The 26,890-nt window shown below is 58.1% G+C and carries 39 protein-coding genes; 15 read left to right on the forward strand and 24 right to left on the reverse strand.

From position 1 onward, the window contains the following. Positions 1 to 267: 267 nt before the first annotated feature. From SIB73_RS05140 to SIB73_RS05155, 4 genes are all read right to left on the reverse strand, one after another. Positions 268 to 522: a hypothetical protein gene (locus SIB73_RS05140; RefSeq protein WP_413402397.1), complete on the reverse strand. Its 255-nt coding sequence runs from the start codon at positions 520 to 522 to the stop codon at positions 268 to 270. Positions 523 to 657: 135 nt separating this feature from the next. Then, positions 658 to 837, reverse strand: coding sequence for a hypothetical protein (locus SIB73_RS05145; RefSeq protein WP_413402395.1), 180 nt, complete (start codon positions 835 to 837; stop codon positions 658 to 660). A gap of 63 nt (positions 838 to 900) precedes the next feature. After that, on the reverse strand, positions 901 to 963 hold the full coding sequence (locus SIB73_RS05150; RefSeq protein ID WP_413406397.1) for a hypothetical protein: 63 nt from the start codon (positions 961 to 963) through the stop codon (positions 901 to 903). A gap of 542 nt (positions 964 to 1,505) precedes the next feature. Continuing rightward, positions 1,506 to 1,988: a flavin reductase family protein gene (locus tag SIB73_RS05155; protein WP_413402394.1), complete on the reverse strand. Its 483-nt coding sequence runs from the start codon at positions 1,986 to 1,988 to the stop codon at positions 1,506 to 1,508. 151 nt (positions 1,989 to 2,139) lie between these two features. Here SIB73_RS05155 and SIB73_RS05160 point away from each other — a divergent pair, with 151 nt between their 5' ends. Further along, on the forward strand, positions 2,140 to 2,721 hold the full coding sequence (locus tag SIB73_RS05160; protein ID WP_413402393.1) for a hypothetical protein: 582 nt from the start codon (positions 2,140 to 2,142) through the stop codon (positions 2,719 to 2,721). Here SIB73_RS05160 and SIB73_RS05165 read toward each other — a convergent pair. The 7 genes from SIB73_RS05165 to rsmA form a co-directional block, all read right to left on the reverse strand. Next, complete coding sequence (locus tag SIB73_RS05165) at positions 2,693 to 2,956, reverse strand: hypothetical protein (RefSeq protein ID WP_413402391.1); 264 nt, start codon at positions 2,954 to 2,956, stop codon at positions 2,693 to 2,695. The genes SIB73_RS05160 and SIB73_RS05165 overlap by 29 nt on opposite strands. After that, positions 2,937 to 3,932 (reverse strand): protein translocase subunit SecF, encoded by a 996-nt coding sequence (gene secF / locus SIB73_RS05170; protein WP_413402390.1) that lies wholly within the window; start codon positions 3,930 to 3,932, stop codon positions 2,937 to 2,939. The genes SIB73_RS05165 and secF overlap by 20 nt, the downstream gene beginning before the upstream one ends. A 3-nt stretch (positions 3,933 to 3,935) precedes the next feature. Beyond that, positions 3,936 to 5,408 carry a protein translocase subunit SecD gene (secD, locus tag SIB73_RS05175; RefSeq protein ID WP_413402388.1) on the reverse strand — a complete coding sequence of 491 codons (1,473 nt, stop codon included), beginning with the start codon at positions 5,406 to 5,408 and terminating at the stop codon, positions 3,936 to 3,938. A 3-nt stretch (positions 5,409 to 5,411) separates the two neighbouring features. Further along, on the reverse strand, positions 5,412 to 6,395 hold the full coding sequence (locus SIB73_RS05180; RefSeq protein WP_413402386.1) for an alpha-ketoacid dehydrogenase subunit beta: 984 nt from the start codon (positions 6,393 to 6,395) through the stop codon (positions 5,412 to 5,414). A gap of 182 nt (positions 6,396 to 6,577) precedes the next feature. Further along, positions 6,578 to 6,883, reverse strand: coding sequence for a DUF3082 domain-containing protein (locus SIB73_RS05185; RefSeq protein ID WP_413402384.1), 306 nt, complete (start codon positions 6,881 to 6,883; stop codon positions 6,578 to 6,580). Next, the gene (gene ispE / locus SIB73_RS05190; protein WP_413402382.1) at positions 6,880 to 7,851 is read right to left on the reverse strand and encodes a 4-(cytidine 5'-diphospho)-2-C-methyl-D-erythritol kinase; all 972 of its coding nucleotides are present in this window, start codon (positions 7,849 to 7,851) and stop codon (positions 6,880 to 6,882) included. Before ispE ends, SIB73_RS05185 begins: the two co-directional genes overlap by 4 nt. Positions 7,852 to 7,920: 69 nt before the next feature. Beyond that, the gene (gene rsmA / locus SIB73_RS05195; RefSeq protein ID WP_413402380.1) at positions 7,921 to 8,754 is read right to left on the reverse strand and encodes a 16S rRNA (adenine(1518)-N(6)/adenine(1519)-N(6))-dimethyltransferase RsmA; all 834 of its coding nucleotides are present in this window, start codon (positions 8,752 to 8,754) and stop codon (positions 7,921 to 7,923) included. An 83-nt stretch (positions 8,755 to 8,837) separates the two neighbouring features. On the opposite strand from rsmA, the gene SIB73_RS05200 reads away from it, so the two are divergent. After that, on the forward strand, positions 8,838 to 9,461 hold the full coding sequence (locus tag SIB73_RS05200; protein WP_413402379.1) for a uridine kinase: 624 nt from the start codon (positions 8,838 to 8,840) through the stop codon (positions 9,459 to 9,461). Here the strand turns inward: SIB73_RS05200 and SIB73_RS05205 are convergent. Then, positions 9,433 to 9,852, reverse strand: coding sequence for a YraN family protein (locus SIB73_RS05205; RefSeq protein ID WP_413439733.1), 420 nt, complete (start codon positions 9,850 to 9,852; stop codon positions 9,433 to 9,435). The genes SIB73_RS05200 and SIB73_RS05205 overlap by 29 nt on opposite strands. A gap of 56 nt (positions 9,853 to 9,908) precedes the next feature. Between SIB73_RS05205 and SIB73_RS05210 the strand changes: the two genes are divergently transcribed. Genes SIB73_RS05210 through SIB73_RS05220 form a run of 3 tightly spaced genes read left to right on the forward strand, consistent with a single transcriptional unit; the run spans position 9,909 to position 11,278 of the window. Next, on the forward strand, positions 9,909 to 10,388 hold the full coding sequence (locus tag SIB73_RS05210; protein ID WP_413402375.1) for a pentapeptide repeat-containing protein: 480 nt from the start codon (positions 9,909 to 9,911) through the stop codon (positions 10,386 to 10,388). Beyond that, complete coding sequence (locus SIB73_RS05215) at positions 10,385 to 10,831, forward strand: hypothetical protein (protein WP_413402373.1); 447 nt, start codon at positions 10,385 to 10,387, stop codon at positions 10,829 to 10,831. Before SIB73_RS05210 ends, SIB73_RS05215 begins: the two co-directional genes overlap by 4 nt. 12 nt (positions 10,832 to 10,843) lie before the next feature. After that, a complete protein-coding gene (locus SIB73_RS05220; protein ID WP_413402371.1) occupies positions 10,844 to 11,278 on the forward strand; it encodes a 23S rRNA (pseudouridine(1915)-N(3))-methyltransferase RlmH in 435 nt (144 codons plus the stop codon). Positions 11,279 to 11,312: 34 nt separating this feature from the next. On the opposite strand, the gene SIB73_RS05225 is transcribed toward SIB73_RS05220, so the two are convergent. Continuing rightward, a complete protein-coding gene (locus tag SIB73_RS05225) occupies positions 11,313 to 12,599 on the reverse strand; it encodes a YbfB/YjiJ family MFS transporter (protein WP_413402369.1) in 1,287 nt (428 codons plus the stop codon). A 9-nt stretch (positions 12,600 to 12,608) separates the two neighbouring features. Continuing rightward, positions 12,609 to 13,001: a hypothetical protein gene (locus tag SIB73_RS05230; protein WP_413406395.1), complete on the reverse strand. Its 393-nt coding sequence runs from the start codon at positions 12,999 to 13,001 to the stop codon at positions 12,609 to 12,611. 99 nt (positions 13,002 to 13,100) lie between these two features. Between SIB73_RS05230 and SIB73_RS05235 the strand changes: the two genes are divergently transcribed. The 4 genes from SIB73_RS05235 (at position 13,101) to SIB73_RS05250 (ending at position 16,553) form a co-directional block, all read left to right on the forward strand. Beyond that, the gene (locus SIB73_RS05235; protein WP_413402367.1) at positions 13,101 to 13,823 is read left to right on the forward strand and encodes an SGNH/GDSL hydrolase family protein; all 723 of its coding nucleotides are present in this window, start codon (positions 13,101 to 13,103) and stop codon (positions 13,821 to 13,823) included. A gap of 46 nt (positions 13,824 to 13,869) precedes the next feature. Continuing rightward, on the forward strand, positions 13,870 to 14,313 hold the full coding sequence (locus SIB73_RS05240; RefSeq protein WP_413406393.1) for a LexA family protein: 444 nt from the start codon (positions 13,870 to 13,872) through the stop codon (positions 14,311 to 14,313). 5 nt (positions 14,314 to 14,318) lie between these two features. Further along, positions 14,319 to 15,593 carry a Y-family DNA polymerase gene (locus SIB73_RS05245; RefSeq protein WP_413402364.1) on the forward strand — a complete coding sequence of 425 codons (1,275 nt, stop codon included), beginning with the start codon at positions 14,319 to 14,321 and terminating at the stop codon, positions 15,591 to 15,593. A gap of 75 nt (positions 15,594 to 15,668) precedes the next feature. Further along, positions 15,669 to 16,553 carry a DUF481 domain-containing protein gene (locus SIB73_RS05250; protein WP_413402362.1) on the forward strand — a complete coding sequence of 295 codons (885 nt, stop codon included), beginning with the start codon at positions 15,669 to 15,671 and terminating at the stop codon, positions 16,551 to 16,553. Between the two features lie 5 nt (positions 16,554 to 16,558). Here the strand turns inward: SIB73_RS05250 and SIB73_RS05255 are convergent, their stop codons facing one another. Then, positions 16,559 to 16,960: a hypothetical protein gene (locus SIB73_RS05255; RefSeq protein WP_413402360.1), complete on the reverse strand. Its 402-nt coding sequence runs from the start codon at positions 16,958 to 16,960 to the stop codon at positions 16,559 to 16,561. Further along, positions 16,957 to 17,106, reverse strand: coding sequence for a hypothetical protein (locus SIB73_RS05260; RefSeq protein ID WP_413439734.1), 150 nt, complete (start codon positions 17,104 to 17,106; stop codon positions 16,957 to 16,959). Before SIB73_RS05260 ends, SIB73_RS05255 begins: the two co-directional genes overlap by 4 nt. Positions 17,107 to 17,334: 228 nt before the next feature. Here SIB73_RS05260 and SIB73_RS05265 point away from each other — a divergent pair, with 228 nt between their 5' ends. The 3 genes from SIB73_RS05265 (at position 17,335) to SIB73_RS05275 (ending at position 19,593) form a co-directional block, all read left to right on the forward strand. Next, positions 17,335 to 17,499, forward strand: a complete 165-nt coding sequence (locus tag SIB73_RS05265) for a hypothetical protein (RefSeq protein ID WP_413402356.1) — start codon at positions 17,335 to 17,337, stop codon at positions 17,497 to 17,499. A gap of 823 nt (positions 17,500 to 18,322) precedes the next feature. Then, on the forward strand, positions 18,323 to 18,496 hold the full coding sequence (locus SIB73_RS05270) for a hypothetical protein (RefSeq protein ID WP_413402354.1): 174 nt from the start codon (positions 18,323 to 18,325) through the stop codon (positions 18,494 to 18,496). A 704-nt stretch (positions 18,497 to 19,200) separates the two neighbouring features. Further along, complete coding sequence (locus tag SIB73_RS05275) at positions 19,201 to 19,593, forward strand: hypothetical protein (protein ID WP_413402352.1); 393 nt, start codon at positions 19,201 to 19,203, stop codon at positions 19,591 to 19,593. Positions 19,594 to 19,651: 58 nt separating this feature from the next. Here SIB73_RS05275 and SIB73_RS05280 read toward each other — a convergent pair whose 3' ends face one another. From SIB73_RS05280 to SIB73_RS05310, 7 genes are all read right to left on the reverse strand, one after another. Continuing rightward, a complete protein-coding gene (locus SIB73_RS05280; RefSeq protein WP_413439735.1) occupies positions 19,652 to 19,873 on the reverse strand; it encodes a hypothetical protein in 222 nt (73 codons plus the stop codon). Between the two features lie 378 nt (positions 19,874 to 20,251). Beyond that, complete coding sequence (locus SIB73_RS05285; RefSeq protein WP_413439736.1) at positions 20,252 to 20,560, reverse strand: hypothetical protein; 309 nt, start codon at positions 20,558 to 20,560, stop codon at positions 20,252 to 20,254. Positions 20,561 to 20,679: 119 nt separating this feature from the next. Continuing rightward, on the reverse strand, positions 20,680 to 21,072 hold the full coding sequence (locus SIB73_RS05290) for a thermonuclease family protein (RefSeq protein WP_413402347.1): 393 nt from the start codon (positions 21,070 to 21,072) through the stop codon (positions 20,680 to 20,682). A gap of 525 nt (positions 21,073 to 21,597) precedes the next feature. Next, entirely contained in the window at positions 21,598 to 21,768 is a 171-nt protein-coding gene (locus SIB73_RS05295) for a DUF4278 domain-containing protein (protein ID WP_413402346.1), read from the reverse strand. 194 nt (positions 21,769 to 21,962) lie between these two features. Further along, complete coding sequence (locus SIB73_RS05300) at positions 21,963 to 22,094, reverse strand: hypothetical protein (protein ID WP_413439737.1); 132 nt, start codon at positions 22,092 to 22,094, stop codon at positions 21,963 to 21,965. Positions 22,095 to 22,266: 172 nt separating this feature from the next. Beyond that, on the reverse strand, positions 22,267 to 22,563 hold the full coding sequence (locus tag SIB73_RS05305; protein WP_413402344.1) for a hypothetical protein: 297 nt from the start codon (positions 22,561 to 22,563) through the stop codon (positions 22,267 to 22,269). After that, positions 22,563 to 22,820: a hypothetical protein gene (locus tag SIB73_RS05310; RefSeq protein ID WP_413402342.1), complete on the reverse strand. Its 258-nt coding sequence runs from the start codon at positions 22,818 to 22,820 to the stop codon at positions 22,563 to 22,565. Before SIB73_RS05310 ends, SIB73_RS05305 begins: the two co-directional genes overlap by 1 nt. A gap of 97 nt (positions 22,821 to 22,917) precedes the next feature. Between SIB73_RS05310 and SIB73_RS05315 the strand changes: the two genes are divergently transcribed. Continuing rightward, positions 22,918 to 23,685: an SDR family oxidoreductase gene (locus tag SIB73_RS05315; protein ID WP_413402340.1), complete on the forward strand. Its 768-nt coding sequence runs from the start codon at positions 22,918 to 22,920 to the stop codon at positions 23,683 to 23,685. Position 23,686: 1 nt separating this feature from the next. On the opposite strand, the gene dnaG is transcribed toward SIB73_RS05315, so the two are convergent. Beyond that, the gene (gene dnaG / locus SIB73_RS05320; RefSeq protein ID WP_413402339.1) at positions 23,687 to 25,774 is read right to left on the reverse strand and encodes a DNA primase; all 2,088 of its coding nucleotides are present in this window, start codon (positions 25,772 to 25,774) and stop codon (positions 23,687 to 23,689) included. Between dnaG and SIB73_RS05325 the strand changes: the two genes are divergently transcribed. Beyond that, positions 25,754 to 26,437, forward strand: a complete 684-nt coding sequence (locus tag SIB73_RS05325) for a biotin/lipoyl-binding protein (RefSeq protein WP_413402337.1) — start codon at positions 25,754 to 25,756, stop codon at positions 26,435 to 26,437. The two genes, dnaG and SIB73_RS05325, sit on opposite strands and share 21 nt — an antisense overlap. After that, complete coding sequence (locus tag SIB73_RS05330; RefSeq protein ID WP_413402335.1) at positions 26,438 to 26,887, forward strand: efflux RND transporter periplasmic adaptor subunit; 450 nt, start codon at positions 26,438 to 26,440, stop codon at positions 26,885 to 26,887. Positions 26,888 to 26,890 lie beyond the last annotated feature (3 nt).

The following is a 26,890-nucleotide window of genomic DNA, read 5'->3' on the forward strand; positions in this document are numbered from 1 at the left end:
CGGACTCGGGTCAAGAATGCAGCCCTCTCTCACGAAGACAAGAATCAATAGGAATCCGGCCGCTCAAGACGGCGACTCATTTCATTCTCCGGGCAGCGGCTGGATCGAGCTGCAGCCAGCGACCAACGACAGAGATCAATCCGGCAGCAGCGCTGAATTGGCGGTCCTCAAATGCAGCCTCGATAGGGCTAACAATCTTAGTGATCATCCGAGAGACGTAATCGTGGCGGTCGGTCTCAGCGTGCGCTTCACCTCCCTATCGGCGAGCTAATTAAGCTCCTCCACACGCCGCTTGCACAGACCCCACTGCGCCGAGCCTTTGTGCACGACAGTTACATAAGCCGCCCCTTTGTGGAACCAGTGGATGATCAGGTTCACTCTGGCTTCGGTGATGACGGTGGAGGCTTTCCTGCAGGCGGCCATATGAAGAGGGTTCGCCTCGCAGAACGACGGCCATTCGGGTGAGTCCTTAGGCGGTGGCACCAGAGCTTCCGGCAGTGGTGGAAGCTTGCCTTTAGCCATTGATCCTGCCTGCTGCTTTCTCCTAAAGTGTCAAGCCAAAAAAGGGCTCTGAGAATCGCGGATTTGTCAGCGAGCACAGCCCTAGCCAGCCGCCGCCCTTTCAGAGCGTCAGCCCTGGTGGTACATCAGGCCAGCTCAAGCTTCTGCACCACACGCTTCACCTTCATTGCCTTCCATTGTTTGATGCCTGTAGATGGGCAGACCAGCAGCCTCCAGAGCATCGGCCATATGCCTTAGTGATTGGCCTGCTTTCACCATGGGAGTCAATACACAACTCAGACTCTCGGCCAGATCCAGAGCTTGCTGACGACGCACTGCATTGGCCTTGTCCTGACCTTGCCTGATGTCACCCAGCTTTACGCCTCAGGACTTGGCCACTTACAGGTAAGCCTTAGTTCGTTGGCTGATACGCCGACGCTCGAACTGAGCAAACGCAGCCATCTGGTGAATAAACAGCTTGCTTTTTGGAGTGGTTGAATTCACATCAGGAAATTCAGCGAACAGCAGGCCGCCGAAGCCAGCGGAGCCAGCAATCTAAAGCTTGCCGTTGGCATTGATGAACTCCATCAACCGGTTGACCGCGCCCAAGAACAGGGCCTTTAGAGCATAAACAGGCTTGGGAGCGGTCTTTATTTAGCGTCGCAATTTGTCCAGCCCCTCGGCTTTGCTGAGCTGGATTATTTAGCAAGGGATCAGCGTCTTCGCCTTGCGACCACTTCGGGACATTGCGAAAGCGTGACTACCTTGCTTCTAGACCACCTTGTACAACTCATCCACGACGTAGGTCTCTGGACGCCAGTTAGTTGGAATTTGCGGCTTGGACATGTGATCAGGGTGGCAACGCCTTCACCTCTGGCTACCCTGTAGGCAGCAGTAGCCCCACAAAGCAAAAAGGATATATGGCCAAACATTTGACCACATATCCCTCTAATGGCATTTGTGTAACTCAGCAGCCCATAAACCGCTGGAACTGACAGCACCTGTCAACCGCCGTATTGCCATCCGGTGGTACTCAGTTCAAGCGCATCACCGTCACGGTGAAGAATTGCAGATTTCACCTCACCGATGAACACGGTGTGATCTCCGTGGGCGAGCTCACCGACCAGTTCGCACTCAACCCCGCCAAGTGCGTCCTTCAGGATCGGCAGGCCAAGGCATCCAAGCTCGAAGGGAGCAGCCTCAAAACGGCCTCCCACAGCGGACTGGGGCTTGAAGAATGTCGCAGCCAGATTCTTCTGGTCGGCGGCGAGCACATTCAGGGAAAAACGACCGGTGCGCTTGATCATGCCGTTGCTTGTGCTGTCGGCACGCACTCCCATCACCACAAGAGGCGGCTCGAATGATCCCTGGGTGACCCAGCTGGCCGTGAATCCGTTCACTTCATCACCTTCGGCGACCCCGCAGATGAACAATCCATGGGGAATTTTCCGCAACAGCGTCTTCTTGGCGTCCAGATCAAGCGACATGGCGGTTCGAGTTCTCGGTTGCAGCAGGATAGGCAGAACCGTGACAGCAGAACGTGTCAGGGCTGCGGACACGAGAACAACATTGCTAGTTTTCGACGGCTTCTGAGCAGGACCCCTGAACAGGCCCTCCACCCTGATCGTGTTTGCAACGGTGGCCGGAAGCGGAGTGTTAGGCCTTTTGATCTACGCAGGCTTCTTCTACACCAATCTGCATCGAACCAGTTCCAGGGTGGAGCCTCAGGAGCTGAGACCCACCTTCCCCACAAAAGCGAAAGCTGAACAGGAAGCCGAACGCTGGGTTGAGGACGGTGGCAGCTACGCCGTCATCACCACGCAAAGGGTTCGCAGAACAGTTCCGCTCAGCCGTCAGGAACGTCGCAAACTCGAGCTCTTGGCTGATGAAAAGCGCAGAGCCAGGATTGAGGCCGAGTACGAAGCCTGTCTTGACAAGGCGGCTACAAATCTCGCCAAGGAGCTCTGTTCCTTTCAGCAGATTCCCTCCAGGGGGGATTCGACTGCAGCGGGTGACGATGAGACCAGCGATCTTCCCACCACCAAAGTGATTGAAGAGGTTCAGAGCCAGACCCGTTTACACCCTCGACGGGCCTGCAACCCTGTGAGCTCTTATCGACGCTTCAACTGCATTGAATTCGATGTTGAAAGGGATGAGGAGATCAACGCTGAGCAACAGAATTCCCTTGAAATCAGTGCTTATCTGCAGTTTCGTTACTGATGCTTCGACGGCGCGGCCCATAGTGCCTCCAGAGAGAAGGTTGCAGCAGCAGAATGACCACAGCGAGCAGGTGATGGCGCACAGCGAAGACCAGGGATGTAAGGGTCAGCTGATCAGCCAGCAGTCGCAGCTCCGTTCGGAGATCGCTCAGGGCAAGAAGCAGTAACAACAGTGGAATCCAGCGCTGAGAGCGCACTGGTGCTGTCGCTGCAGGTTCAGGCACTGGCAGCTGCACCGGACCGGGATGGCCAGATGCTCAGAAGAGAGGGGGCCAGGGCAATGCTGGACCAGCTGCCGATAATCACACCAAGGGCAAGAGCGATGGCGAACCAGTACAGCGTTGAGCCACCGAACAGGATGAGAGCGATCAGGGGCAGAAGCGTGGTCCCACTGGTGTAGATGGTTCTTGTCAGTGTGGCGGAGACGGCACGGTCAACCTGCGTGGACAGTGGGAGGTCGCCATCCATGCGCTGACGCTCGCGGATCCTGTCGAAAACAACAACGGTGTCGTTCACCGAATATCCGGCGATGGTCAGCAGGGCAACAGCGAACAGACTGTCAACTTCAAGGCCTGTGGCGAGTCCCAGCCAGGCAAAAACACCGCACACGATCACGATGTCGTGAGCCAGTGCCACCAGAGCCAGAAAGGCGTAACGAGGGTCGTAGCGAACGGTGATGTAGAGAGCGATCCCCGTGAAAGCCACAAGCAGTGAAATCAGACTGCTGCGCAGCAGCTGTCCGCCCAGGCTGGGACCGATGGTGTCAACGGCCTGCCCACCAGGCTCAAAAGGTCCGGCGACCGGCTCAAGCGCTTCGATCACAGCCTGACCCTGGGCAGCGGTGAGGGCTGGCATGCGCAGCACGATCGACTGTCCCCCATCGAGCAGCTGAACACGGGCATTTTCCAGCTTGGGCAGTGCTTTTCCCTCCTGATTCGGAAGCTCGATCTGCTGAAGCTGAGACTCGACAGTGACGGTGCTGAGCGAATCACAGGCATCAGCGCAGCTGCGCTCCAGCTGGATCTGGGTTCCTCCGGTGAAATCAAGACCTGGTCTCAAAGGAAGACCGATCTGAGGATCAGTCCAGCTGCGCACGATCCCGATCAGGCTCAGGACCAAACAGACAGCGGACACGACCCAGACCTGGCGTCGACGACTGGTCAGGGGAAAGCGCAGAGGTCGCTCATCGGTTGCTGGTGAGGTGGTGACCATGGCTCAGGACGCTGTCGAGGGAAGTTGACTTGCGGGCAGGAAGTTCGTCGGACGCCGCAAGCCCTGATAGCTCATCAGGAAGCGCAGCAGCGTGCGCGTGCAGGTCAGGGCCGTGAACAGACTCAGCAGAACTCCGATTCCGAGCGTTGCCGCGAAGCCTTTCACCAGGCCGGTGCCGAGAAAGAAGAGGGCTGCACAACTGATCAATGTGGTGAGGTGACCGTCAACGATCGAGGAGAACGCCTCGGAGAATCCCGTTTCAATCGAGCGGATCAGAGTGTTGCCGCGCCGGAGTTCGTCCTTGATGCGCTCGAAGATCAGCACATTGGCATCCACAGCCATGCCGATGCTCAGAATGAATCCGGCGATGCCCGGCAGCGTGAGGGTCACGGGAATCAGCGCATAAACAGCAAGGTTGAAGAGGGCATAGAGGCTGAGAGCGATCACCGCCACAGCACCTGCGAGCCGGTAGATGAGCAACATGAAGATGCCGACGAGCACAAGACCTGAAAGGGCGGCGATCAGGCTGCGGCGGACATTCTCCGCTCCGAGAGACGGTCCGATGGTGCGCACCTCCAGGATTTCAACGGGCAGAGGCAATGAACCTCCACGCAGCTGCACCTCGAGGTCACGGGCATCCTCGGCAGTGAAGTTACCCGAGATTGACGCGGTGCCCCCTGAAATGCCAGCAGCTTTGTACTGGGGCCCAACACTGGCTTCGCTGATGAGCTCACCATCGAGAACGATGCCGAGCAGACGCCCGGTGCCGGCGATCGACTGGGTGAGTTCAGCGAATTTTTCGCCGCCCTCTGCATTGAAATTCAGGGTCACCTCCCAGCCAGAGCCGTTCTGTTGTTGCTGACGACCAGCACTGATCAGTTGCTTGCCAGTGAAGGCTGTTGGCTCGAATCGATTCAGAATTTCCTGATTGGTGCGCGCCAGCAGCTGCTGGAGTTGCTCCGTCTCCGAGGTGGCCGTTCCATCGAGACCGAGTTCCTGCTGGCGTCTCGCAAGTTCTTCCTGCTCCTCGGCATCAAGCTCGGTTGCCTCATCCTCAGTACGCGTGGCCAGCACACTGAGCAGCTGGGCTCTCAGCTGACGCAGGTTCTGGACTTCCTCCTGTGTTTCTGCCTGCTGAGCCCTGAACTCAAGCAATGCGGTACTGCCCAGAACATCAGCAGCGCGGGTCGGATCGGTGACGCCGGGAAGCTGAAGCACCAGCTGGTCATCACCCACGGTCTGCAGAGTGGATTCAGCCACACCCAGACCGTTCACCCGACGATCAAGAACCGCTTTGACCGCCTCCATCTGCTCTGCGCCGATGATGGTGATCTCTCCGGCAGGCTGAACCTCAAGTGTGAGCTGGCTGCCCCCACGCAGATCAAGTCCGAGCTGCAGCGGGAAGCTGGACAGAACTGACGCCGCCGCGATGGCTAGCGCAAGGATGAGGGCGAACCAGCCCTGTTGACGGGCCATCAATCAGAGCCCCTGGCGAACGATGGTCTGTGCCGCTTCGACAATCTGATGCGGCTGAATGATGGTCAGATTCTCGAGATTGCCGTTGTAAGGAGTGGGGATGTCCTGACTGGACAGCCGGATCGGCCGGGCATCGAGCTCATCGAAACAATGCTCGGTGATCAGAGCGATCAGCTCGGCGCCGATGCCACCGGTCTTCATGCACTCTTCCACCACGATCACCTTGTGGGTCTTGCGGATCGAGCGGGCGATCGTCTCCATATCAAAGGGCTTGAGGCTGATCAGATCGATCAGTTCAGCGTTGATGCCATCGGCCTCGAGCTGCTCCACGGCCTTGAGGCAGTGATGACGCATGCGTGAGTAGGTCAGGATCGTGATGTCACCGCCCTCCTTGACCAGATCCGCCTGATCGAGGGCACAGGTGTAGTCGCCGTCCGGCAGCTCCTCCGTGAGGTTGTACAGCAGCACGTGCTCGAAGAACAGAACGGGATTGTTGTCGCGGATGGCGGCCTTCATCAGGCCCTTCGCGTTGGTCGGCGTGCTGCAGGCCACGATCTTGATGCCGGGCACGGCATGGAAATAGGCCTCGAGCCGCTGACTGTGCTCGGCGCCCAGTTGTCGCCCGACACCTCCCGGTCCCCGCACAACCGTGGGGATGGTGAAGTTGCCACCGCTGGTGTAGCGCAGCATCCCCATGTTGTTGGAGATCTGATTGAAGGCCAGCAGCAGGAATCCCATGTTCATCCCCTCCACGATCGGCCTCAGGCCTGTCATCGCCGCACCCACGGCCATGCCTGTGAAGCTGTTCTCGGCAATCGGGGTGTCGAGAACCCGTAATTCGCCGTATTTCTCGTAGAGATCCTTGGTGACTTTGTAGGAGCCGCCGTAATGGCCGACGTCCTCTCCCATCACACAGACATGGGGATCACGGGCCATTTCCTCATCGATGGCTTCGCGAAGTGCGTTGAAGAGAAGCGTCCCTGCCACGGCGTTGCTGCAATCCCGGCCATGCCGGCGTCAGCGGCCAAGCTATCTCAGTCCAGGTGTGTTCAGCCCCCGGCAGCGAAGGTCGCCAGCAGCAGAACAGAGAGAAGCAGCCCAGGTGAAAGCAGCAGCACCAGCTGACCGAGATCGTGGAGGGTCATTTAGCCAGAAGCTCTCAGCTGAGGCTAGGCAGCGTCCAGCTTGTCTTTCATGAAAAGACTGCGAAGAAACACCAGGAACAAGCCAATCCCGATGAAGGCAAAGCTGAATGTGGCCAGAAAGCACATGCCGATGAACAGCGTTTTCATGGCAGACGCGATGTTCTGGGCAGTGGTGCTGCTGAAATTCGAAGAGTGCGTCGAGAGATAGATCACGACTTTTTTGCTCAAGCCGAAACTCAGCCAGGCCAGAACCAAACTGGTGATGGATCCGGAAAGGAAACTGAGCGGTCCTTTGCGGGGTTTGGCTGTGGCTGCGTTGCTGTCACTCATGCCGCCAGCTTGACGCCGAAGGGGAGCAGGGAACAACTCCAGGATTGCAGGCCCTCCGCCTCGAACTGCGCAGCAGCATGCAGGCGGGCTTGTTCAGCAGTGTTGAAATCTGGAAACAGAGCAAAACAGCTCGGGCCGGAACCACTCATGGCCACTCGCAACTGACCTGGCAATGCCTCCAGTAGCGACAGCGCGGTTCGGACCGAGGGCGTCTGCGGAGCCACCACGGCCTGGAGGTCGTTGCGCAGGGGCGGAGGCGACTCGATTCGCAGGGGGCTCAGCCAGGCAGCAGAGCGAAGCGCCTCTCGACGTTGCTCAAAGACTGACTCCCCCTCGAGGTAGTGATGAAAACGTTCTCGCCTGCATTCGCCATAGGCCCAGGGCGTCGACACGCTGATGGATGGATCCTTTACCAGCAGCACGCCCAGCGGCGCGGTCGCTTCAGGCAGAACCTCAAGTCGTTCTCCACGTCCGAAACAGAGCTGGGTGCCGCCGGAAATGCAGAACGGCATGTCGGATCCGAGATCAGCCGCCAGCGTCTCGAGCTGAGAGGCACCGAGGCCAAGACCCCAGAGCGTGTTGAGGCCAACCAGTGCTGCTGCCCCATCACTGGAGCCTCCGGCAAGACCGGCGCCGATGGGAATGCGCTTGCGCAAATGCATCCGTGCCCCCAACTCCCCGAATCCGGATCGATCACGCAGCAGCCTGGCCGCCCGCATGATCAGATTGTCGTCTCCGCAACTCAGCCCTGGTTGATCACAGCTGAGGGAAAGCGTTCCGTCGGCGGTGTTCTCGCACTCAAACTCATCGGCGAGATCAATGCTCTGCATCACCATGGCGAGTTCGTGGAACCCGTCGTCCCGCAGGCCCAGCACTTCGAGATGAAGATTGATCTTGGCCGGAGCTTTGACGCAGACCGGAGTCATGAACAGGACATCACGAAGTCGGTCGGACTCCGACCCAACCATGGAGGTTAAACCACAGCCATGGCCCGGTCCTGACAAGGGATCGAAAGACACCGACCCGGCCCAAGCGGCTCACTTGAACGGTTCCACTGCTTTCAGGCCCCTGGCCAATGCCACCCAGTTCTCCGGTGCCACCTCCTGAGGCCTTTGCTGCAGATCAATGCCCGCCTGCTGTGCCAGCTCCTGGAGCTGATCAGGTGATCTGACACCGGCGAGGGTGTTGCGCAGCATCTTGCGTCGGCCCAGAAACGCCTGTTTGAGCAAGCGTTCGACCCCACGGCAGAGCTCGGGATCTGGGCGCTGATCAGCCGGCAGTGGATCCAGTCTGATCACCTCCGACTGAACCTTCGGAGGAGGCTGAAAACAACGCGGCGGCACAGGGCAGACGCTCTGACAACGGGCCAGAAGCTGCAATCGCACACTCAGGGCACTGAAACTGCTGTGTCCCGGTCGAGCGCGGATACGTTCAGCCACCTCTTTCTGCACCAGCAGGATGAGCCTCTCGTAGGGCGGATCTACAGGCCGATCAAGACGACCGATCAGTCGGTCGAGCAAGGGGCCGGTGATGTTGTACGGAATGTTCGCGACCACCTTTGAGGCCGGAGAGCCACCTGGAAGTGTCAGGGGAACGCTGAGAACATCGCCTTCGCAGAGAGAAAACCGTGGCTGAGCTGCGTATCGCTCCTTGAGACCTGACACCAGATCGCGGTCCAGCTCGATCGCGTGCACCAACGCGGCAGGGCTGCTGAGCAGTCGTTCGGTCAGAGCACCACGTCCTGGTCCCACCTCGAGAACACGGTCTCCCTCCACCAGCGCCGCCGACTCAAGAATCCGGTCAAGAACCCTTTCATCCCTCAGCCAGTGCTGACCGAAGCGTTTGCGGGCCGTATGTCCTGCGAAGCTCATCTCATGCGGGCCATGGGTTCACTGTGCACCAGCGAAGAACGTGAGCAACGCGATGATGCCGTTGTGAAGGCCTGGGGCGGTTGATGGACAAACCTGCCCTGCTGATCTGCATCGCCGGCCCTTCCGCGGCGGGCAAGACCTACTTCAGCGAGGAACTGAAGACGTTGTTGGCTCAAGCCAAAATCTCCGCAGTGGTGATCGCCTCCGATGACTATTACCGGGAGCACTGGAGACCCGATTCGATCTACGGGTTCGACACCGTCGATGCCATCGACAGGGATGCACTGATCGAAGACGTGCAGGCTCTGCTCGAAGGCCGTCTGCAGCTCCGGCGCCGTTACGACATGGGCACGAGGGACGTCAGCTGGGAGTCGTTCAACGGGACCTGTGATGTTGTGCTGCTGGAGGGAGCATTCGGGCCACAACTGCTGATGACTCATCTCCGCCTCGATCTTCTGATCTATGTGAGCGCGTCCCTGCCAATCAGAATTATTCGCCGCCTGCGCCGAGATGTGCATGAACGCCAGCGAACGATCCTGTCGGTTCTGCGTCAGACGGTGATGCAGATGCTTCCGGGGGAGCGGCGATTCATCCATCCACTGAGACATTCAGCCGATCTGGTCATCCGCGAAATTCCAAAGGGTCTTGGGCTGGCTGTGAAAGCGATTGACGAGCTGATCAAGACATCCGGAGCTCAGGCACCCTGATCCAGCGGACAGGTCTGAAACTTGGTGGCAGCGGAACCAGCGCGAGCACCACCTCCAGATGCCCCTCTTCACACCAGGGGTTACTCGCCTGCCAGCAGGCCATGGTTCTGGCCAGGCGTTGGCGTTTGGTCGAGGCAAAAGCCTTCAAACCCCAGCCATCAGGACCGCAACGACTCCTGGCCTTGACCTCCACCATCAGCAGACGAGGACCGGAACGCCCCGATTTGATCATCATCAGATCCAGTTCCCCGTATCGACAGGTCCAGCGCTGATCAAGGCAGCGCCAGCCGCGGCTCTTCAACAGCTTCAGAACGCGGCGCTCCGCCCAGCGACCGGGATCGCTCTTCGCATCAACGGCACACACGATCCGCTCCCTGGATCCAGAGAGCATTCCCCCTGTCCCGCGAATCAGGCCCCCTAGGCTTGACACACGCTTTCCATCCGCTGATGCAACGACATCTGCTGGCCTCCCTGCTTGCTCTGCTCCTGACGATCGGTCTGCCTGCCCAGCCGGTGCAGGCAGCGATGGATTACGCCAAGCAGGTGTTGATCGGTGCAGATTTCTCCAACCGTGAAATGCAGGGGGTGACGTTCAATCTCACGAACCTTCGTGAAGCTGATCTGTCCGGCAGCGACCTGCAAGGCGCAAGTCTCTATGGAGCCAAGCTTCAGGACGCCAACCTGACAGGAACCAATCTGCGTGATGCCACGTTGGATTCGGCGGTACTTGATGGCACGAATCTCACAGATGCCGTCCTGGAGGATGCTTTCGCCTTCAACACCCGTTTCATCAATGTGACCATCACCGGCGCCGATTTCACCAATGTGCCCTTCCGGGGCGACGCACTCAAAACACTCTGTGCCGCCGCTGACGGCACCAATCCGGTGACCGGCCGCGAAACTCGCGACACTCTCGGCTGCTCATGAGCTTCGATCCCCGCAGTCTGGAACGTCTCAAGCAACTTGGACGACAGCTTCCTGAGGCCATCCCCGCACCGGAAACCGAGACCAAAACCTCTGCACAGACCAGCCGACCTCGCCACAAAGTCGAGACCGAGCAGGATCCCAAAGCTCTGTTCCATGAATTGATGCAGGTGAGCCCTGACGGCACCGTGCCTGAACATCTGATGGCGAGATTGCGTGATGCGGAAGAGCGCGTCGAAAATGAGCGACGCCAAAAGCTGAATTCCCCACCCACATCGGTCACGGATTCACCTGTGTCGACCAAAGCCTTGCAGCCTCACTCGAAGGGCAAGGGCAAGAACACCCGTCCTCAACGCCCTGACGTGACGCCCGGCAGCGAAGAGGACAGTCTTTATGTGGCCTTTGGGCAGATGTTTCTCGAGGAACAGGACGACGAGACGGCGTGAGGCCGCTTTGCCATGAATATCTCCCGATGCCGCATCATCGCGGTCGGAAAAGTGCGTAAGCGATGGGTTCAGGAAGGTGTGGAGCTTTATCTCAAACGCCTGCCCGGTCTTTGCATCACCGAAATCCGTGACAGCACACGCGACAGGGAGTCCGAGGCGATCCGTCAGGCTCTGCGTCCCGATGAATTGCCGGTGATGCTGATGGAACAGGGCACACCACTCTCCTCGGTCAAGTTCGCCGCTCGGCTGGAGGGATTTGGTTCAGAGCGCCTGGCCTTCGTGATCGGAGGTGCTGACGGGCTGACGGACTTCCTCAAATCATCAGCTCGATGGCAGTTGAGTCTCTCGCCGATGACCTTCCCCCATGAACTGGCCAGGCTCCTGCTCTTGGAACAGCTCTACAGGGCTCAGTCAATTTTGCAGGGAAGCCCTTACCACCGGGCGTGAAACTCCCCTCTCCGACTTGCGTTGAACATCGTGTTCAACAGCTCTGGTTACCTGACTGGGACCGGCGGAACACCTGACACATCTGCGCCAACAGCACACCTGCCATAAGCGTCACCCCCAGCCAAAGCAAGGTCTGCAAGCCCGTGAATGCCATCGATCTGGTTCCCATCGAGCAGATCACAAAACCAAGACCATTGAGAGTGGTGAATGTCGCCCAGCAACGCCTCTGCAACTCAGCCGGAACCAGGTCAGGCAGACGGTCGAGCGTCAGAGATGACGTCATGATCGACCACCAGCCGATGAAGAAAGCAGACAACAGGAGCAGCTGGGGCGAGCGCGCCAACGCGTAGACCCAGGCCCCCAAACCGCCAACCGCGGCCACCGCAGGGAGCAAAAGTGCCGTCGGCAAGGCCCTGGGCAACCCAAGCAACACCAGTGACCCCATCAGGCCACCAAGCCCCATCGCGGAGAAGGAGGCACTGCTCATCGAGCCATCCAGACCAATGCGATTCGAAGCCACGATCGGTTCGTACAACGCCATCGGCACCTGGGCCGCTCCCGCGAGAGCAAACGCGAGAGTGAGGGCAATCAACGGAAACCAGCAGATTGCGGTCACACCGCTGTCGTGCATTGCCACCTGCTGTTCACTTTCTCGCTGTTCATCTCGAGGCTGTTCATCTCGAAGCTGTTGATCTCCAGGCTTTCCAACGTCGCGCCAACGGCGGTGCCCCCGATTGAATAACCACAGTGTCGGCAGGGCCAGAACAGTGGCGAAGCAGGCCACCACCAACCAGGCAGCCGCAGCCGAATCCGGAGCCAGCCAGGCCACCGCGCTGGCTCCCAGCAGAGCCACCAGTGCACCTCCTCCCATCACCGTGGCAACCGCCTGGCGTTGATGTCGAGATGGAACGCCCGCGAGAGCCAGACCCGGCACACCACTCATCAGATGGCCGGCGCTCCATCCGGCCAACACCCGTAACCCACCCTCACCGAGCTGGCCGCTCTGAACAGCTCCAAACCAGAGGCAAAGCACTCCCACCACCAATGCCAGCCGCAGGCTGCGTAGCAGCTGGGCCTTGCCCTTCAGTTGCGCCTGATGCACGCAGCCCAACAGGTAACCCACCATGTTGAGAGCGGCGAGTTCACCAAGATCAGCCTGAGAAACCCATTCCTGCACAACCATTTCCCGGCCGATCACTCCGAAGTCGGATCGGATCAGTCCCAGGCCGATACCGAGGCCGCAGGCCCCCGCCAGCACCCTGAGCCGATGAGGCTCCCGTCGCTGAAATGGCACTGGTGAAGCTTCAGAAGCGGGCGGCATCACCACTGATCAGGCCGGCCAAGTCGTGAGGGTCACCGGCTCGAACTTCGCCACACTCAACGTCCAGGCACGGCTGCACAGCGCTCTCAAGCCGGTTTGAAATGCAGCGGTGTCACCAGTGTTGAGCCAGGCTGCTTTGAGAACAGGCAGCGCCTCAGGAAGACTCTCCATCGGCACTTCCACCAGCAGCAGGCTCTCCACGCCACAAGCCCGACGCAACGGCCCCTCGTCACTGCGCTGCCACAGGCGCAGCAACAATTCCAGTGCCAGGGAATGGGCCGCCTGCGTGGGCTCCTCTGCAGCGGCGGCTTCTGCACTCAGGGAGCGGCCGGCCAGCGGAAGAGCCCTACTGCCCTCCTGCTCGATCAGGGCGAGGGCAACCAGATAAGGAGCAGCAGCCATCACAACAACCTCAGTGAGCGCATCACCCCCGGTCGGGACCGCAGTGGCGCCGAACATGAATCATGGCTGAACTGGATTCGCGCAGACAACCTGCCGACCATGACAGCACCGTCTCAGGAGCCGAGGACCATCCTCTGCTTCGGCGACTCCAACACCTGGGGATTCAACCCCGACGGTGGTGGACGACTGCCCCACGACACTCGTTGGCCGAATCAGCTGGAACAGCAGCTGAACCAGCGTGCGGCCCGCCGTGCCTGGCGCACGATTGAGGATGGCCTCAATTCCCGCACATGGCTGCTCGACGATCCCATCGGGGCAGCAAGGTATGGCGCGCAGTACAGCTGCAGCGGCCGCTCAGGCCTGATGACGTCCCTGCACAGCCACAAACCCATCGACATGGTGATCCTGGCGCTGGGCTGCAACGACTGCAAGGACTATCTCAACCTGTCCGCAGAACAGATTGCAGACGGCGCCCGCATCCTGATTCAAGACATCCACAGCGCCCTCAGCTGTGGACCACGCGAGCAGCCCGACCGGCCCCCCGCCATCGTGCTGATGACACCGCCGCTGGTGATGATCACGGCACAGTCGCTGACCTGGGGATTCTCTGGCGCCGACTCCAAATCCCAGGCCTTGGGCAAGCGCTATCTCCAGCTCGCCGATGAACTGGAGGTGCTCGCTTTCGACCTGCAGACCGCGGCCAGCGTCTCGTCGCTGGATGGGATCCATTTCGACAGCCATGCCCAGTCCGCGATCGCTTCTGGCCTGGCGGACCTGATCAGCCGCGAGCTCGAGCCGGGGCGCAGACGGTCACCGTTGTAGAACATCTGTACTATTCTGTGGATTCCGGTCCGTGGAGCCTGTTGCCGTGGAGATCGATCGTTCCTTTCTCCAGCCACCGCAGCCCCTGCGCACTCAGCGCACAGCCCAGCATCTGCCACTGGCCGAAGAGCGGGTGGCAGCGGGATTTCCCTCCCCGGCAGATGACTATGTGGACGTCGGGATCGACCTCAACGACCAGCTGATCCGTCATCCCACCAGCACCTTCTTTCTGCGTGTCAGCGGAGACTCCATGACCGGTGCCGGCATTCATGACGGCGATCTGCTGGTTGTGGACCGCAGCCTTGACCCCCGCCCCGGACGAGTGGTGGTGGCGGTTCTCGACGGCGGCTTCACCCTCAAGCGCCTGATGCGCCATCAGGGACGGCTGCGTCTGGAAGCGGCCAACCCCAGCTATCCAGCCCTCGATCTGCAGTCCTGCAAGGACGTGCAGATCTGGGGGGTCGCCATCCATGTGATTCACCCCCTCTGAACGCCATGGCTCAGGTCACCGCCCTCATCGACGCCAACAACTTCTATGCCTCCTGTGAACAAAGTCTCGATCCATCCCTGATCGGACGCCCCGTGGTGGTTCTCTCCAACAACGACGGCTGCATCGTGGCCCGCAGCGCCGAGGCCCGTGCCCTCGGCATTGCGATGGGCACGCCATATTTCAAGGCCAGGCAGACGCTGGAACGCTGCGGCGTGGTGGTGCGCAGTTCCAATTACGCCCTCTACGCCGACATGAGCCAGCGTCTGATGAGCCTCCTCGAAAGCCAGGTGGAGGAGCTGGAGGTGTATTCGATCGATGAAGCCTTCGCTCGCATCAGTCGTCCGGTGGCGGCGGATCTGCTTCCCTGGGGCCGGCGACTGCGTGCTCTGGTCCGCCGCAATCTGGGGCTGCCGATCGCCATCGGGCTGGGTGCCAGCAAATGCCAGGCGAAGCTGGCGAACCGTCTGGCCAAGGTGGAGGCAACCCATGCGGGGCTCTTCGACCTCGGGCACTGCAACCATCGGGACCGCTGGCTGGAGACGGTCGCCATCGAAGACGTGTGGGGGATCGGTCGCAAACTGGCTCACTGGTGCCGGCTTCGTGGTGTGTGCAACGCCAGGGAACTGCGAGATATGGCCAGCGGCCCACTACAGGCCAAGGCGGGGGTGATCGGTCTGCGCCTGCAGAGAGAACTGCAGGGTCATGCCTGTCTTTCCCTCGATCTGGCACCGTCCCCGAAGCAGGAAACCTGTGTCAGCAGAAGCTTCAGTCGACCGATCACCTCCCTGACGGAGCTGCGTGAAGCCGTGGCGACCTATGTGGTGCGCGCTTCCGAAAAACTGCGCAAACAGCATCAACGAGCCGCCTCTCTGAGCGTGTACACCCGCACAAGTCCGTTCGTTCCCGCCTTCTACAGCCGCAGCGCCAGCACTCAACTGGACCTGCCCAGCAACGACACCCAGACACTGCTGAATGCAGCGCTGCCGCTGGTAGAGCGGATCTTCCAGCCTAACCGTCAGCTCGCCAAGGCCGGCGTGCTGATGGAGCATCTGCAGGACACGGAACAGCTGCAGCACCACCTGCTGGTGCCTTGCAGTGCAGCACACCTGCAAAGGCGGGACACACTGATGGACACCATCGATGGCCTCAACCGCCGCTATGGACGAGGCACCGTGCAGTGGGCCGCCTGCGGCCTGCATTCCGGCTGGTCCATGCGACGGGAACGCCTGGGCCGTGCAGCCACCACGCGACTGAGCGATGTGCCCGTTGTTCAGGCCTGAACAAGCCGGCACAGGGTTCTGTGAAAAAATCTGCGGTCTATCGACGGAAGGGTTGTGTTGCGGCGAATCCCGATCATGGCCGCGGGACTTGTCCTGCTGGGGGACGAAGCGACGCTCGCCGAGCAGGTGACGCTCAAGCTGAGCAATGGAGACACCCTGCACGGCAAGCTCCTCCCATCAGAAAGCACAGACACCACAACGGTGCTGCTGCACCCGGTGCTGGGACGGCTGAACATCCCGAAAACGGCGCTGATGCCGGAACCCAAGCCGAAGCCATGGAAGCTGAGTCTCTCCGCTGGGGTGACGGGATCTAACACCGACAACGACCTCTCCGCCGGAGGAACGGTTCAGATCGACAGCAGCTACACGGAAGGGGCCGACAAAGTGGTGCTCAAGGGTCGCGCGCAATACGAGGTCTCAAGAGATGAGGGGGAAAGCGGCAACACAACAGACACGAATGAGGGCGATGGCGAACTGCGCTATACACGCAGTCTGAACAGTCGATTGAATGCCTACGCGGCGGCAAACTTCAATTACGACGCACTGAACACCACAGGGACTGACCTTTTCGTGAGTTCGATCGGCATTGGATATGACCTGATCAAAGACAAAAACAAACGCCTGACAGTGTCGATCGGGCCGTCGATCCAGAAGATCTGGGGAGGCGATGGATGCAATGCGGACCCGGTCTGCGGCCAGACATTCGCCGCATCATCGGCCAGGGCGGAACTGGAATGGAAAACCAGTTCATCCTCCAGCATCACGGTGACGAACACCTATACAGGTGCCTACGTGAACGGAATCTCAACCAACAACATCTTTTCGATAGCGTTGAAGATCTTTCCACTGAACAATCAACGACTGTTCACATCATTGAACGGCCAGACGATCTACAGCGAACTACGCAGCCCGAAAGTCAATAACAGCATCTCGATGCAGGTTGGCGTGAAGCTGGATTGAAACCATCACGGCCAGATGGTTTTGCATTGCGGATCTCTAGACAATGCGGCGGATTTTGCGCGCTGCGTTTCCTCTGGATCGAGATAATGCGCTGAAAGCAACAGCATGAGACGCTTCAAAGCCTTCCTGCCCTGATCAGGGGTGAGCCATCCCATTCCGTAATAGGTGCAGGTGGCATTCAGCCATCCCTTGGCTTCACCCTGCAATCTGATCTCAAGATCATCCATCGCCGGAATGGCCATCACCGGGACAGCCAGAAGACAGGAAGAAAGAGCCAGAGCGCTGCAGTAACGATGCACTGAAGAACAACATCTCAGGCCATGTTGCAGCAACTCCTGTCGGACAGACAGAACAGACTTACAGACCGGCGCAGTAAATACGGAGTTCTGGAACTGCAGAACTGTCAAGCGGTGAGCTGAAGGGATTGTTCAGCCAGAGCGCGGAAAATCTCCTGTTTCTTGCATTCAAGAAAGTCCTGCTCGCTGGGATCGCCGCCCGGCCAGTTACGCAAGGCATCGCAGGTTGTCTTGTATTCCAGCCGTAGAGCGTTCAAGTCGTACGAAAAAGTGGCGACAGGCTCGTTCATGGAAACGCGGGAAACTAAGGAAATTATTACAAATTTTCTTTTAGCCTTGACGTAGCGGCGGCGACAGTATCCACGCTTCAAGAAGCGCATAGGCCATTGCCGACCAATTCGCGAGCGAGGGGCTGTGCGGATACCTCCATCACAGAGAGAGACCTGGTTTCGCGATTGTTGTGAAGCTCTGATCAACTTGTTCTGATGACTTACGAAATTCGCAACTGGGCCACGATCGCTGCCGCCATGGAAAAGCAAGGTGCCACAGACAGCCAGATGTACCGACGCGCAAAGGCCATGGCCAACGGAAACATTGATCCAATGCCTACGAGCTATCCAGCAGCTCCCTACAGCATTTCAGTGGCCTGAATCATTCAAGTATTGGACAATCGCTGGGGAGTCTCTGTTGATGAGACTCTCTTTTTTATGTTGATCGAAACAACACGAAGTCCCGCACAAGAGTGGCGCGATGATCGCCTGGAAAAGATCCGTTGATGCAAACCATATGGATCCAAACGACAGCATCAATTCTCCAGGCAGGGATTGGCCTGATCTTCCGCGGAACAGTCTTGAACACGGCCTTGAAACTCATGCTCCGTTGAAGTGCACGAAAGGGTCAACCTGGGTTAAACCTGAAAAAGCCGCTTTGGATGCCATGACGTCCATCGACAAGAACGCCACGCAACAGAAGAAGTCCGAGGATTCAAAACCGCAGACCCTGCTGGCACGACCTGTTTACCCAGGAACACGCGGAACACCCCACACCAACACCTGAAGCACAGACTCAGGATTACAAATCGCTTGCATCCAGAGGGCTGAAGACGACAGTCCTCCGGATGCAAGCAGGTCCCTTCTGGACTCGAAACCGCGGCGAGGTGAACAGACACCCAGCTGGTGCTTGCCTTTCAACGCTCTGCAAGATCAACCGAAGTCAGCAGGCAGACAGGATCAGGCTTTGATCAATCCATTGATCCAGAGCGATGGGTGGGTTGATTCAGTACAAAAAACTAGCTCGATCAACTGGTTAAAAAAAAGATCCATGATTGAACACGAAACTGCTCATAAAAATCAAAACAGGTCCTGAAGCGCAGTTGTTCAGGAACAGATCAAATGACACGACAGGCACTTTTGGCACAGCAGGGGACGGATCCACATCCTTAATGTTTGCTCAATATTTGACCAGCCATTTCTTGTGCTGACACCGAATTCGCCACTTGGGCCCAGGAAGACCACAGCTGACCCGATCAATCTCTACACCGAACGTCTGAATGGACGCATGGCCATGCTGGGGCTGGCGATCGGAATCACTGTGGAAGCAATCACAGGCAAAGGAATCCTCGACCAGGTGTTTGGCCTGTTTAGCTGATCAGAATGGGTTGAATCTCCGATGCTCTTGAACCATTGATGAGCTACGACTGAGAGGTCAGCACATTGACTATGACAAGACTCTTCAAAGAATCATCTGAAGGGCGTCATTCTGGATTCAAGTTTCATCTTCTCGAATGGCTTGAGATGTTCTGCATGCATATTCTGTTGACGTTGGCGTTATGGCCGCTGAAGTTGATCTACAAGCGTCCAAAACCTGATGAAACCTGGCCCGCCTGGCAAGCCAATCAAAAACTCTGCAGGATTGATCGACGTTACTGCTGAACCAAAACAACAGGAAACACAAAACTCCTGAGGGTCATCGCGATGCTGAAAAGGACTATCTGAACATCCTTCAAAGAGGACCCACTCAGACGGGAGATCAAGGAACAATTCAGCAGCCAGGCAAAGGGAAAAAACCGAGGCCGCCTATCTGCCCGGCAGCTTCAGGATCGCAGCAAACAACCGAATCCAACGGACCTGCATTGAGCGGGTTTTTACTTAAGCGGAGTCCCGCAAGCCAATGAAGCGCCGGCTCAGGATCTGTGGAATTGCTCCGAAGGAGTGGGAGCAACGATTCGGTTGCTTTGAACCGGTAAAAACGATGCAAAAAGAAGTGATCGGTGAGCCAGGCCAGATGACATGCACTTTTCAAATAGCTAGAAAGTAAAAATCAAACATTGACCTTGTGCAGGGCACTGATAAATGGACGAGGAGCTTGAGCACGGAAACCACTTCAAACGATACAAAAGCGGCTATTACTGGTTAGACAAGAGACGCATTGGAAGAATCGTTGTCTCCCAGAAAATGGTCCACAAGTACAACCTTTCAGCAAAGTTTATTGGAGACTTTTTTGACAAAAACATTTTTGAAGTTGACTTCAAACACGAATATATAGCAAGGTTCAGTCATATCATTCAACTAAACCATTCTTACGGCTATTCACAATCCAAGGGAAGCAGGGCAACCACTCAAACGCCTCACGGCAAGTGTTTTTCAAAAGAATTCGTAGCGTGGTTGAACAATTTTCCGCTTGACCTGTTGTATGAGGGTCACGAGAACGCGGAGGTATGGGCCTGGTGCCAGGAAAAGAACTGAGCACATCACCAGCCGGACTCCTGATGAAACGGGGCTTTGCTTGATTGTTGATCACCCCTCAGAAGCGCAGCTGCACTCCAAATCCTGCAGGCGCTCCATAGACGTTCCCATACCTCAGTCCATAGGCAGGAATCACGCGTGGATAGCGATTGATCTCTCGGTGATACGCACGTCGGGCACGCCGGTAGTCACGCGTGTCGCGGCGAATCTCACGGCGCAGCTGCCTCAGCTCATGCCGCCTTTGCTGCTCGTAATTCCGCGCTTCAGCGGCAGGAGCCATTGCGCATGTTGTGGCTCCGATCAATCCAGCGCAAAGCACTGCTGTGCTGACTTTTTGAGTCACTGTGTTGACCCTGTTGAACGTCGTCATGGCCTTAAGGAGTGAAGTTGTTTTTTTTGGGGTTGCTGCCCCCTCCGACTCCTTCAGGACAGCCCTTCTGGTGAAACCAACTACACAACTCCGATGCAGAACCCACGAAGTTCCGGTGAGCCTCCGGTGAATGGCAAAAACCCCGCACTTGGCGGGGAGTGATTGGTGTGAGTTGTTGAGTCAGGAGATCGATAGCGACTCCTAAACGCCCCCTGTTTTCCCTTTGGGGTTTTGTATACCTCTCAGCCTCGCTTTCATGGCTTCAGGCTTTCCGACGGAAATTTCAAATTAAAAGCTGATTTGGATTCCGAACCCAGGATGGCGATGGTTATATCCGTAGGCAGGAATCACTCTCGGGTAGCCGTACATCTCGCGGTTGTAAACCCTGCGGGCATGCCGCCAATCACGATTATATGCTCTCTGGTAATGATTAAATTCGCGAACATCATGGCGGAATTCACGATGAATTCTTCTTAGTTCGTGATTTCTATGATGATGATGGTGGTGGTGATGCTCCTTTGCGTCAGCAGCCGTTGGAGCAATAAACATTGCAGCGCCGATAACAGAAGCGGCAGCGATGGAAGACAAGAGTTTCATTTGATTGATTTAGGTAGTGGGGTCATCCCTCCTATATAGCCACCATCGCTGAACTGACTTACTTCCACCTCACCCAGAAGAGTGAACTCTTTTTGTCGGGGGATCCCCCGTTGAGGTGTTCAGCGCGTCCAAGGGCACTGGCTGGCGTACTTCCAAAAGATCTGCGCATGGCGGCTGGCGACCATCGCCTGCTGAACATTCATTCCGCCCACGAACAGCTCTCCGACGGTTCGGCCATAACGGTCGCTGGTGATTCGGCGAAGGCTGACAGGCTTGCCGACCACCATGGCTTGAAGGTGATCGCGGGCAGCCCTGGCCCGTTGCGGCTGAGCCCGATTCCCTCTCATTTCTGGGGTGTCGATGCAGGCCAGCCGGATCTTTTCACCGGTTGTGGTTCGGCAGGTGTCGCCGTCGTAGCAGCTGCGGATGGTGATGGTCTCCAGGGCAGCAGCAGGACTGCCAAGCACCAACAGCAGGGCAGCTGAGCCGATCGCAGCGGGGCGAAGTTTCATCTCTTCTGCCCCTTGTCTGCGCTTGGCACAGGGGTTCCACTATTGGATTTTTTGCCTGCAAGAGCAATGAGCGATTCGACCGATGCCAAGACCTCACGACAGGTGGAACGTAAGAGCACGCAATCGGAGGAGCCCATGACGGCCGATACTCCACCCCAGCAGATCACAGAAGCAGACTGACTTCTGGCCCCTGCTCCAACAGTCTCAACAATGACCTGGGTTGGTCCTTTGGTAGGCAGACCTTGTACGCCACGCCAATCGCCGCTCCGTTTGCACCGCCCTAGGTGCCCCAGGAGACAACAACCCGACACCTAGAGCCAATGGCCCCAGGGCGCCTCCAGCCAGAAGCTTCGACCCCTTTCTTTCCCTACAAGTGATGGTTGAAAATGCACAAACGAGCGATCTAGGCCGTCTTTCCATCTGGAAGGGCGGCCTTCCTGATGATGATCCATGGCTTGGGGATGTTTGATGACAAGCCAACAAAAAAGCCTCGTCGAAACGAGGCCTGCAACCTTGCCGGCTGAATCACCTGGCGTAGGACACTCCGCGATAAGCGAGTTGCGGGTGCAGATCTCTCGCTGCCTGCTGGCGACGAGCGTTGTAATGCTCGCGTCGGTAGGTGAGTTCGACACTCTGTTTTTGAACAGCAGTGTGATGAGGGATGTAGGAATGGCCTCGGTAGATGAGAGCTGTCATCGATGGTTCCTCGAAGCAAGTTCAGGTCCCCGTTCCTTGGCCTGAATCGAACTGCGCCTCTTTTGAAAAGAGGTGAACGTTGTTGGTAGCTGCCGCTACAGACTTCTTATAAGACAGTCATACCGGGATTGGTCGTTCATCTGGATACAAAAACAGCATTGTTCAGAACTGAACAGGTTGTTCGGCCATGACCATCAGATGTGGGGGTAGGCGTTCGCCAAGCCCCAGACGGCAAGGGCTGTAATGCAGGCAAAGGTCATGGCAGCCCAAGCTGCGGTGCTGGAACTGGAGCTTTTCGACAGTGGAAGCTGAATTTTTCGTGCCATCAAACAACGGAAAGGGCAACTTCTTGATGGCTTAATCACCCTGCCTGTGGCCACTGATATTTGTGAGCCCTAACCAAAAACGACTGCAATCTAGGCAACCGCAGGTTGCCGAAACTTGACCAGACCCCCTCTCTTGACAGACAAATTTCTCTGGACAAACAGCCTTCTCAGCTCAGACAGGGCAAACCAACTGCACTGCGTTGGATCTGGGTGAGAACAAGAGCACGAAGTCATCACCGTGGCCGTTAAGCCCGGTCTGCTCGCGCAGCAGATCAGTGCTGGCGAGAGCCAGGCCACAGGTTTCACAGAACAACACCGGAACAGTTGCGGCACTGCCCTGCATGGCCTGAAGGTCCAGTGCCTGTCGGACCGCACGCTGCGACCGTTCAAGACCGAGCCGCTCAACAAGAGCAGGCCAGAGGTCATTCACCGGTGCGCTGGCCTCGAAATCAACGGACGGGAAAGACATCAGACAGGCAGCTGTTCGATCGCCACCACAATCATCTGTGGTGAAACCTCAATCACCTCCAGGGGGTCCTGGTTGTCGAGATAGGCATCGAATGACGGAAAACGCTCGATCCGGGGAGCCGCCTCCTTCACTGCACAGGCCGCAATCCAGTCGTTGTCGTCAGGCTTGACGGTCACATAAGCCTGCAAAGCCTCCTCCAGGTCACCGCCATCGCCGATGCCCTCCCCATGCCAGAACGCTTCGAAGAATTCAGACATCGGACACGGGGAACGACCGTGTTGATCATGACTCCGAACTGAACCACTGCCCAGTGACTGGACACTCGAAAATGGGATCTGAGGGACACGCAGAACGATGCAGGATTCGCTGTTCAGGCTTGATGGTCAGGTGGCACTGGTCACGGGATGCCGGCGTGGCATTGGTCAGGCCATGGCGGATGCACTGGCCGCAGCAGGAGCCGACGTTGTTGGTATCAGCGCCTCACTCAACCCCGACAGCAGTGAGGTGGGGGAGGCGATTCGCCGGCGTGGCCGTCAATTTTCCGGTTTTGGCTGCGACCTCAGCGACCGCCATGCCGTCGACCTCGTATTGGACACAATCCTCAGCAGGCATCCGGTGATCGACGTGCTGGTGAACAACGCCGGCATCGTTCGCCGGTCTCCAGCGGAGGAACACAGCGATGAGCTCTGGGACAGTGTGCTGGAGGTCAACCTCAGCGCAGCGTTCAGAGTGAGTCGCAGGATCGGAGCAGTGATGCTGGCGCGGGGACAGGGAAGCATCATTTCAACAGCCTCTGTGCTCAGTGATCAGGGTGGATTGAATGTGGCCAGCTATGCGGCCAGCAAAGCCGGCTTGGCCAACCTCACTCGCTCACTGGCCAATGAATGGGCTGGTCGCGGCGTGAGAGTCAATGCCATTGCACCCGGGTACGTGAAGACAGAGATGACTGCGGTGCTGCAGTCGGATCCGGTGAGATCAAGGCAGATTCTTGAGCGCATCCCCGCCGGTCGCTATGGATCACCTGACGACCTGCGCGGTCCGGTGGTGTTCCTCGCCAGTGATGCCTCGCGCTATGTGCATGGCGAGACCCTGGTTGTGGACGGAGGCTGGATGGGCCGCTAACTCAACCGTTGACAGAGGCTGCCGGCTCAGAAGTGGTGTCCGAGGCATACCCGGCACAACGCTGTTGATCGAGATGTTGGATGTGTCGACGTTCGGTGTAGTACAGCTCCTGAAAACGCAGAGCTTCAGCATTGAGATCTTCAAACATGGCGTGGATGCGCTGCTCCATGTCAACTTCCATCTCAACAGCAGGAGATGACTGCTCATCCTTCTCCTGTTCAATCAAAACGGCAATGCAACGCTCCAGGGTCTGCAGACGTTGACCCGTCCAGGCTTCCAGCAGATGCCGGCAGCGTTTATGGCTCTTCTGACGCTCGAGCATCGCTGCTGTTCCACGCAGCTGATCCATCGGTCGAGCCAATGCCACACGCTGCAGCTCACCCGGTTCGAGCAGTGGCGTCAACCGCTTCACCAGATCACTGTTGTCGAGCAGGAGCTGATCCGTGAGCAGTCGGGGCAAATCGAGGTCTGCCAGTTCATCGCCGCGATCATCCCCGCGACTGATCGCTTCCAGACGCACACTGCCGAGATTGCCTTCCTCCAGATCCGTGATGCCTGCCCAGAGCAGACGGTGATGCTGAATCGCGAAATCCTCGAGCTCCCTGCTCCTCAGTTCCTGGCGGATGCCGGCCCGATGGGACGGGCAATGCAGGTAAAGCAGCAGGATCTCTGCTTCGGAACGTTCACGCTGGGAAGCATCGCCGGCCTTCTCGAGTCGCGTTGATCGTCCGTGCCAACGCTGACCCTGAACCTGCTGCCTGAGATCCTCTTCCAGCTGCAGAGCCAGGCGTCCCTGCCCACCGCTGAGGCGCTCGGCCACCTGCTGGATGTAGTGAGTGCGGATGGCTGACTGGGGAAGCTTGCCCAGCAACGCAACCAGCGAAGCCACCGAACGCTGGAACTGATCCGCCTTGCTGAGATCCCTGCCCTCCAGAACCTGGTCGATCTGCCAGTCAAGCCAGAGCGGCGCCTGATCCAGCAGAGCGCGATACTCACCGGCTCCATGCTCCTTGAGAAATTCATCAGGGTCCTTTCCTGATGGAAGGTGCAGAACTCTCAGCTCAAGTTGCCCCTGGAGTGCCAGCTGCTCCACCTCACCGATCGCTCGGTTGGCAGCTCGAACGCCAGCGCCGTCGGCATCGAAATTCAGAACGATGCGCTTGCCATCACTGCACCGGCAAAGCTGCGTGATCTGCTGACTGCTGAGAGCGGTGCCCAGGGAGGCCACCGCATTCGTGACACCAGCGGCATGCAGAGCAATCACATCGAAGTAGCCCTCCACCACAACAGCACGGTCGTCCTTGCGGATTGCGGATGAAGCACTGTCAAGTCCGAACAGGTGCTTACCCTTCTCAAACACCTCCGTTTCAGGTGAATTGAGGTACTTGGGCTCACTGCCATCGAGGCTGCGACCACCGAACCCGATCACGCGACCCTGACGATCACGGATGGGAACAATCACACGGTGGCGGAAGCGGTCATAAAACCCATTTCCCCCTTTGCGGGGAACCACCAACCCCGCTGCCTCAAGCAATTCCGGAGCCAATCCCTCCACCTGCTGCAGATGCTTGAGCAGGCCATCCCACTGATCCGGCGCATAACCCAGCTCGAACTGATCAAGGGTGGTTTCGCTCAGGCCGCGGGTCTCCCGCAGGTAGCGCAGTGCATCGGCACCGGCTTCAGTCCTGAGCTGAGCACGAAACCAGCCGGAAGCCAGTGCAAGCGCGCGGTGCAGCTTGTCGCGGCGAGACAGCTGTTGTTTGAGTTTCTCCTGCTGCGGCCCGTCGACAGTCTCCACCGGCAATTGGTATCGCCGGGCAAGGTCAAGCACCACCTCGCTGAAGCTTTGACGTTGAAACTCCATCAGGAACTTGATTGAGTTCCCTCCTGCGCCGCAGGAGAAGCAGTAATAGAACTGCTTGGCGGGCGACACCGTCATCGACGGCTTGCTGTCGTCGTGAAACGGACAGATCCCGACAAACTCACGCCCCTTCTTTTTGAGCACCACGTGCTCACCCACAACATCCACGATGTCGGCCCGTTCCTTGACGGCCTCGATGGTGCGTGGGTGAAGTCGAGGACTGACCATCGGATCATTCTGCGAGAAACCGCGCGTCCCGTCGATCGCAATTGCCGCTTCCGGTCTGCCACACCCGGTGATGACAATCCCCAACTGGCTCAATACGATCCAGGCAGCGGTTGGGGAAGCATGAATCAGGGCTCCTCACTGTTGATTGCTCTGGGATTGTCCGCTGCAATCCTGAGTGGATGCGGTGCTCCTGAGAAGCAAACCGATGCCACTGAAAGTCTTCAAACCAGACAGGTTTCCGCCCTGGGAAGAATCGAGCCACTCGACGGCATCCTCAAGGTGAGTCTTCCGAATTCACTCAGCAATGACAGCATCCGCCAGGTTCTGGTGGAGGAGGGTCAACGTGTTGAACGGGGCCAGCCACTCGCCATTCTCGAAACTCAGCCTGTTCTCAAAGCGAACCTCACCAAGGCGGAAGCCGAGGTGACAGCGGCACAGCGAGCACTGGATGCCCAGATCTCCGTGATTGAGCGCTACGAAGCTGAGCGACGACAGGCGCAGGCCGAAGCACGCCGCGGCAAACAGCTTTACAGGGATGGAGCGACCAGTCTTCAACGCTATGAATCGCTTCAGGCCGACTCGGACGCAGCCCTGGCACAGCTCAACGAGGCGATCGCCAACGAAACCACGCTGAAAGCGGATGTGAGCGTCAGACAGGCTTAGGTGAAGCAGGCCCGGGCTGATCTTGACCAGGCGACGGTCAAGGCCCCATCCAAAGGCACCATTCTTGAAATTCTCGCAAGAGCGGGAGACCGCGTCGGGGAAGACGGACTGCTGTTGATGGGAGACACCACGAGGATGGGGGTGGTTGCGGAGGTCTACCAGAGTGATCTGCCTGAGATTCGCCCTGGACAAACGGCCACCATCACGGCAACCGGCTTCCCCGGCCGAAGTCAGAACGCCGAGGTCACCGAGATTGCTCAACAGATCAGCAGTCAGAGCGTGACCAGCGGCGAGGCAGGGGACAAGGTCGACAAACGGGTGGTGAAAGTGAAGCTCGCTCTCCCCGAGGAGAGCCTGGCCGTCGCCAGCCGAATCAACAATCTGCAGGTGAACGTGCTGTTCGACCCTCTGACGGACGAGCAACGACGCATCAGACCCAAACAGCCCTGACGG

Source organism: Synechococcus sp. MIT S9509, assembly GCF_047303035.1.
Lineage (GTDB): Bacteria > Cyanobacteriota > Cyanobacteriia > PCC-6307 > Cyanobiaceae > Synechococcus_C.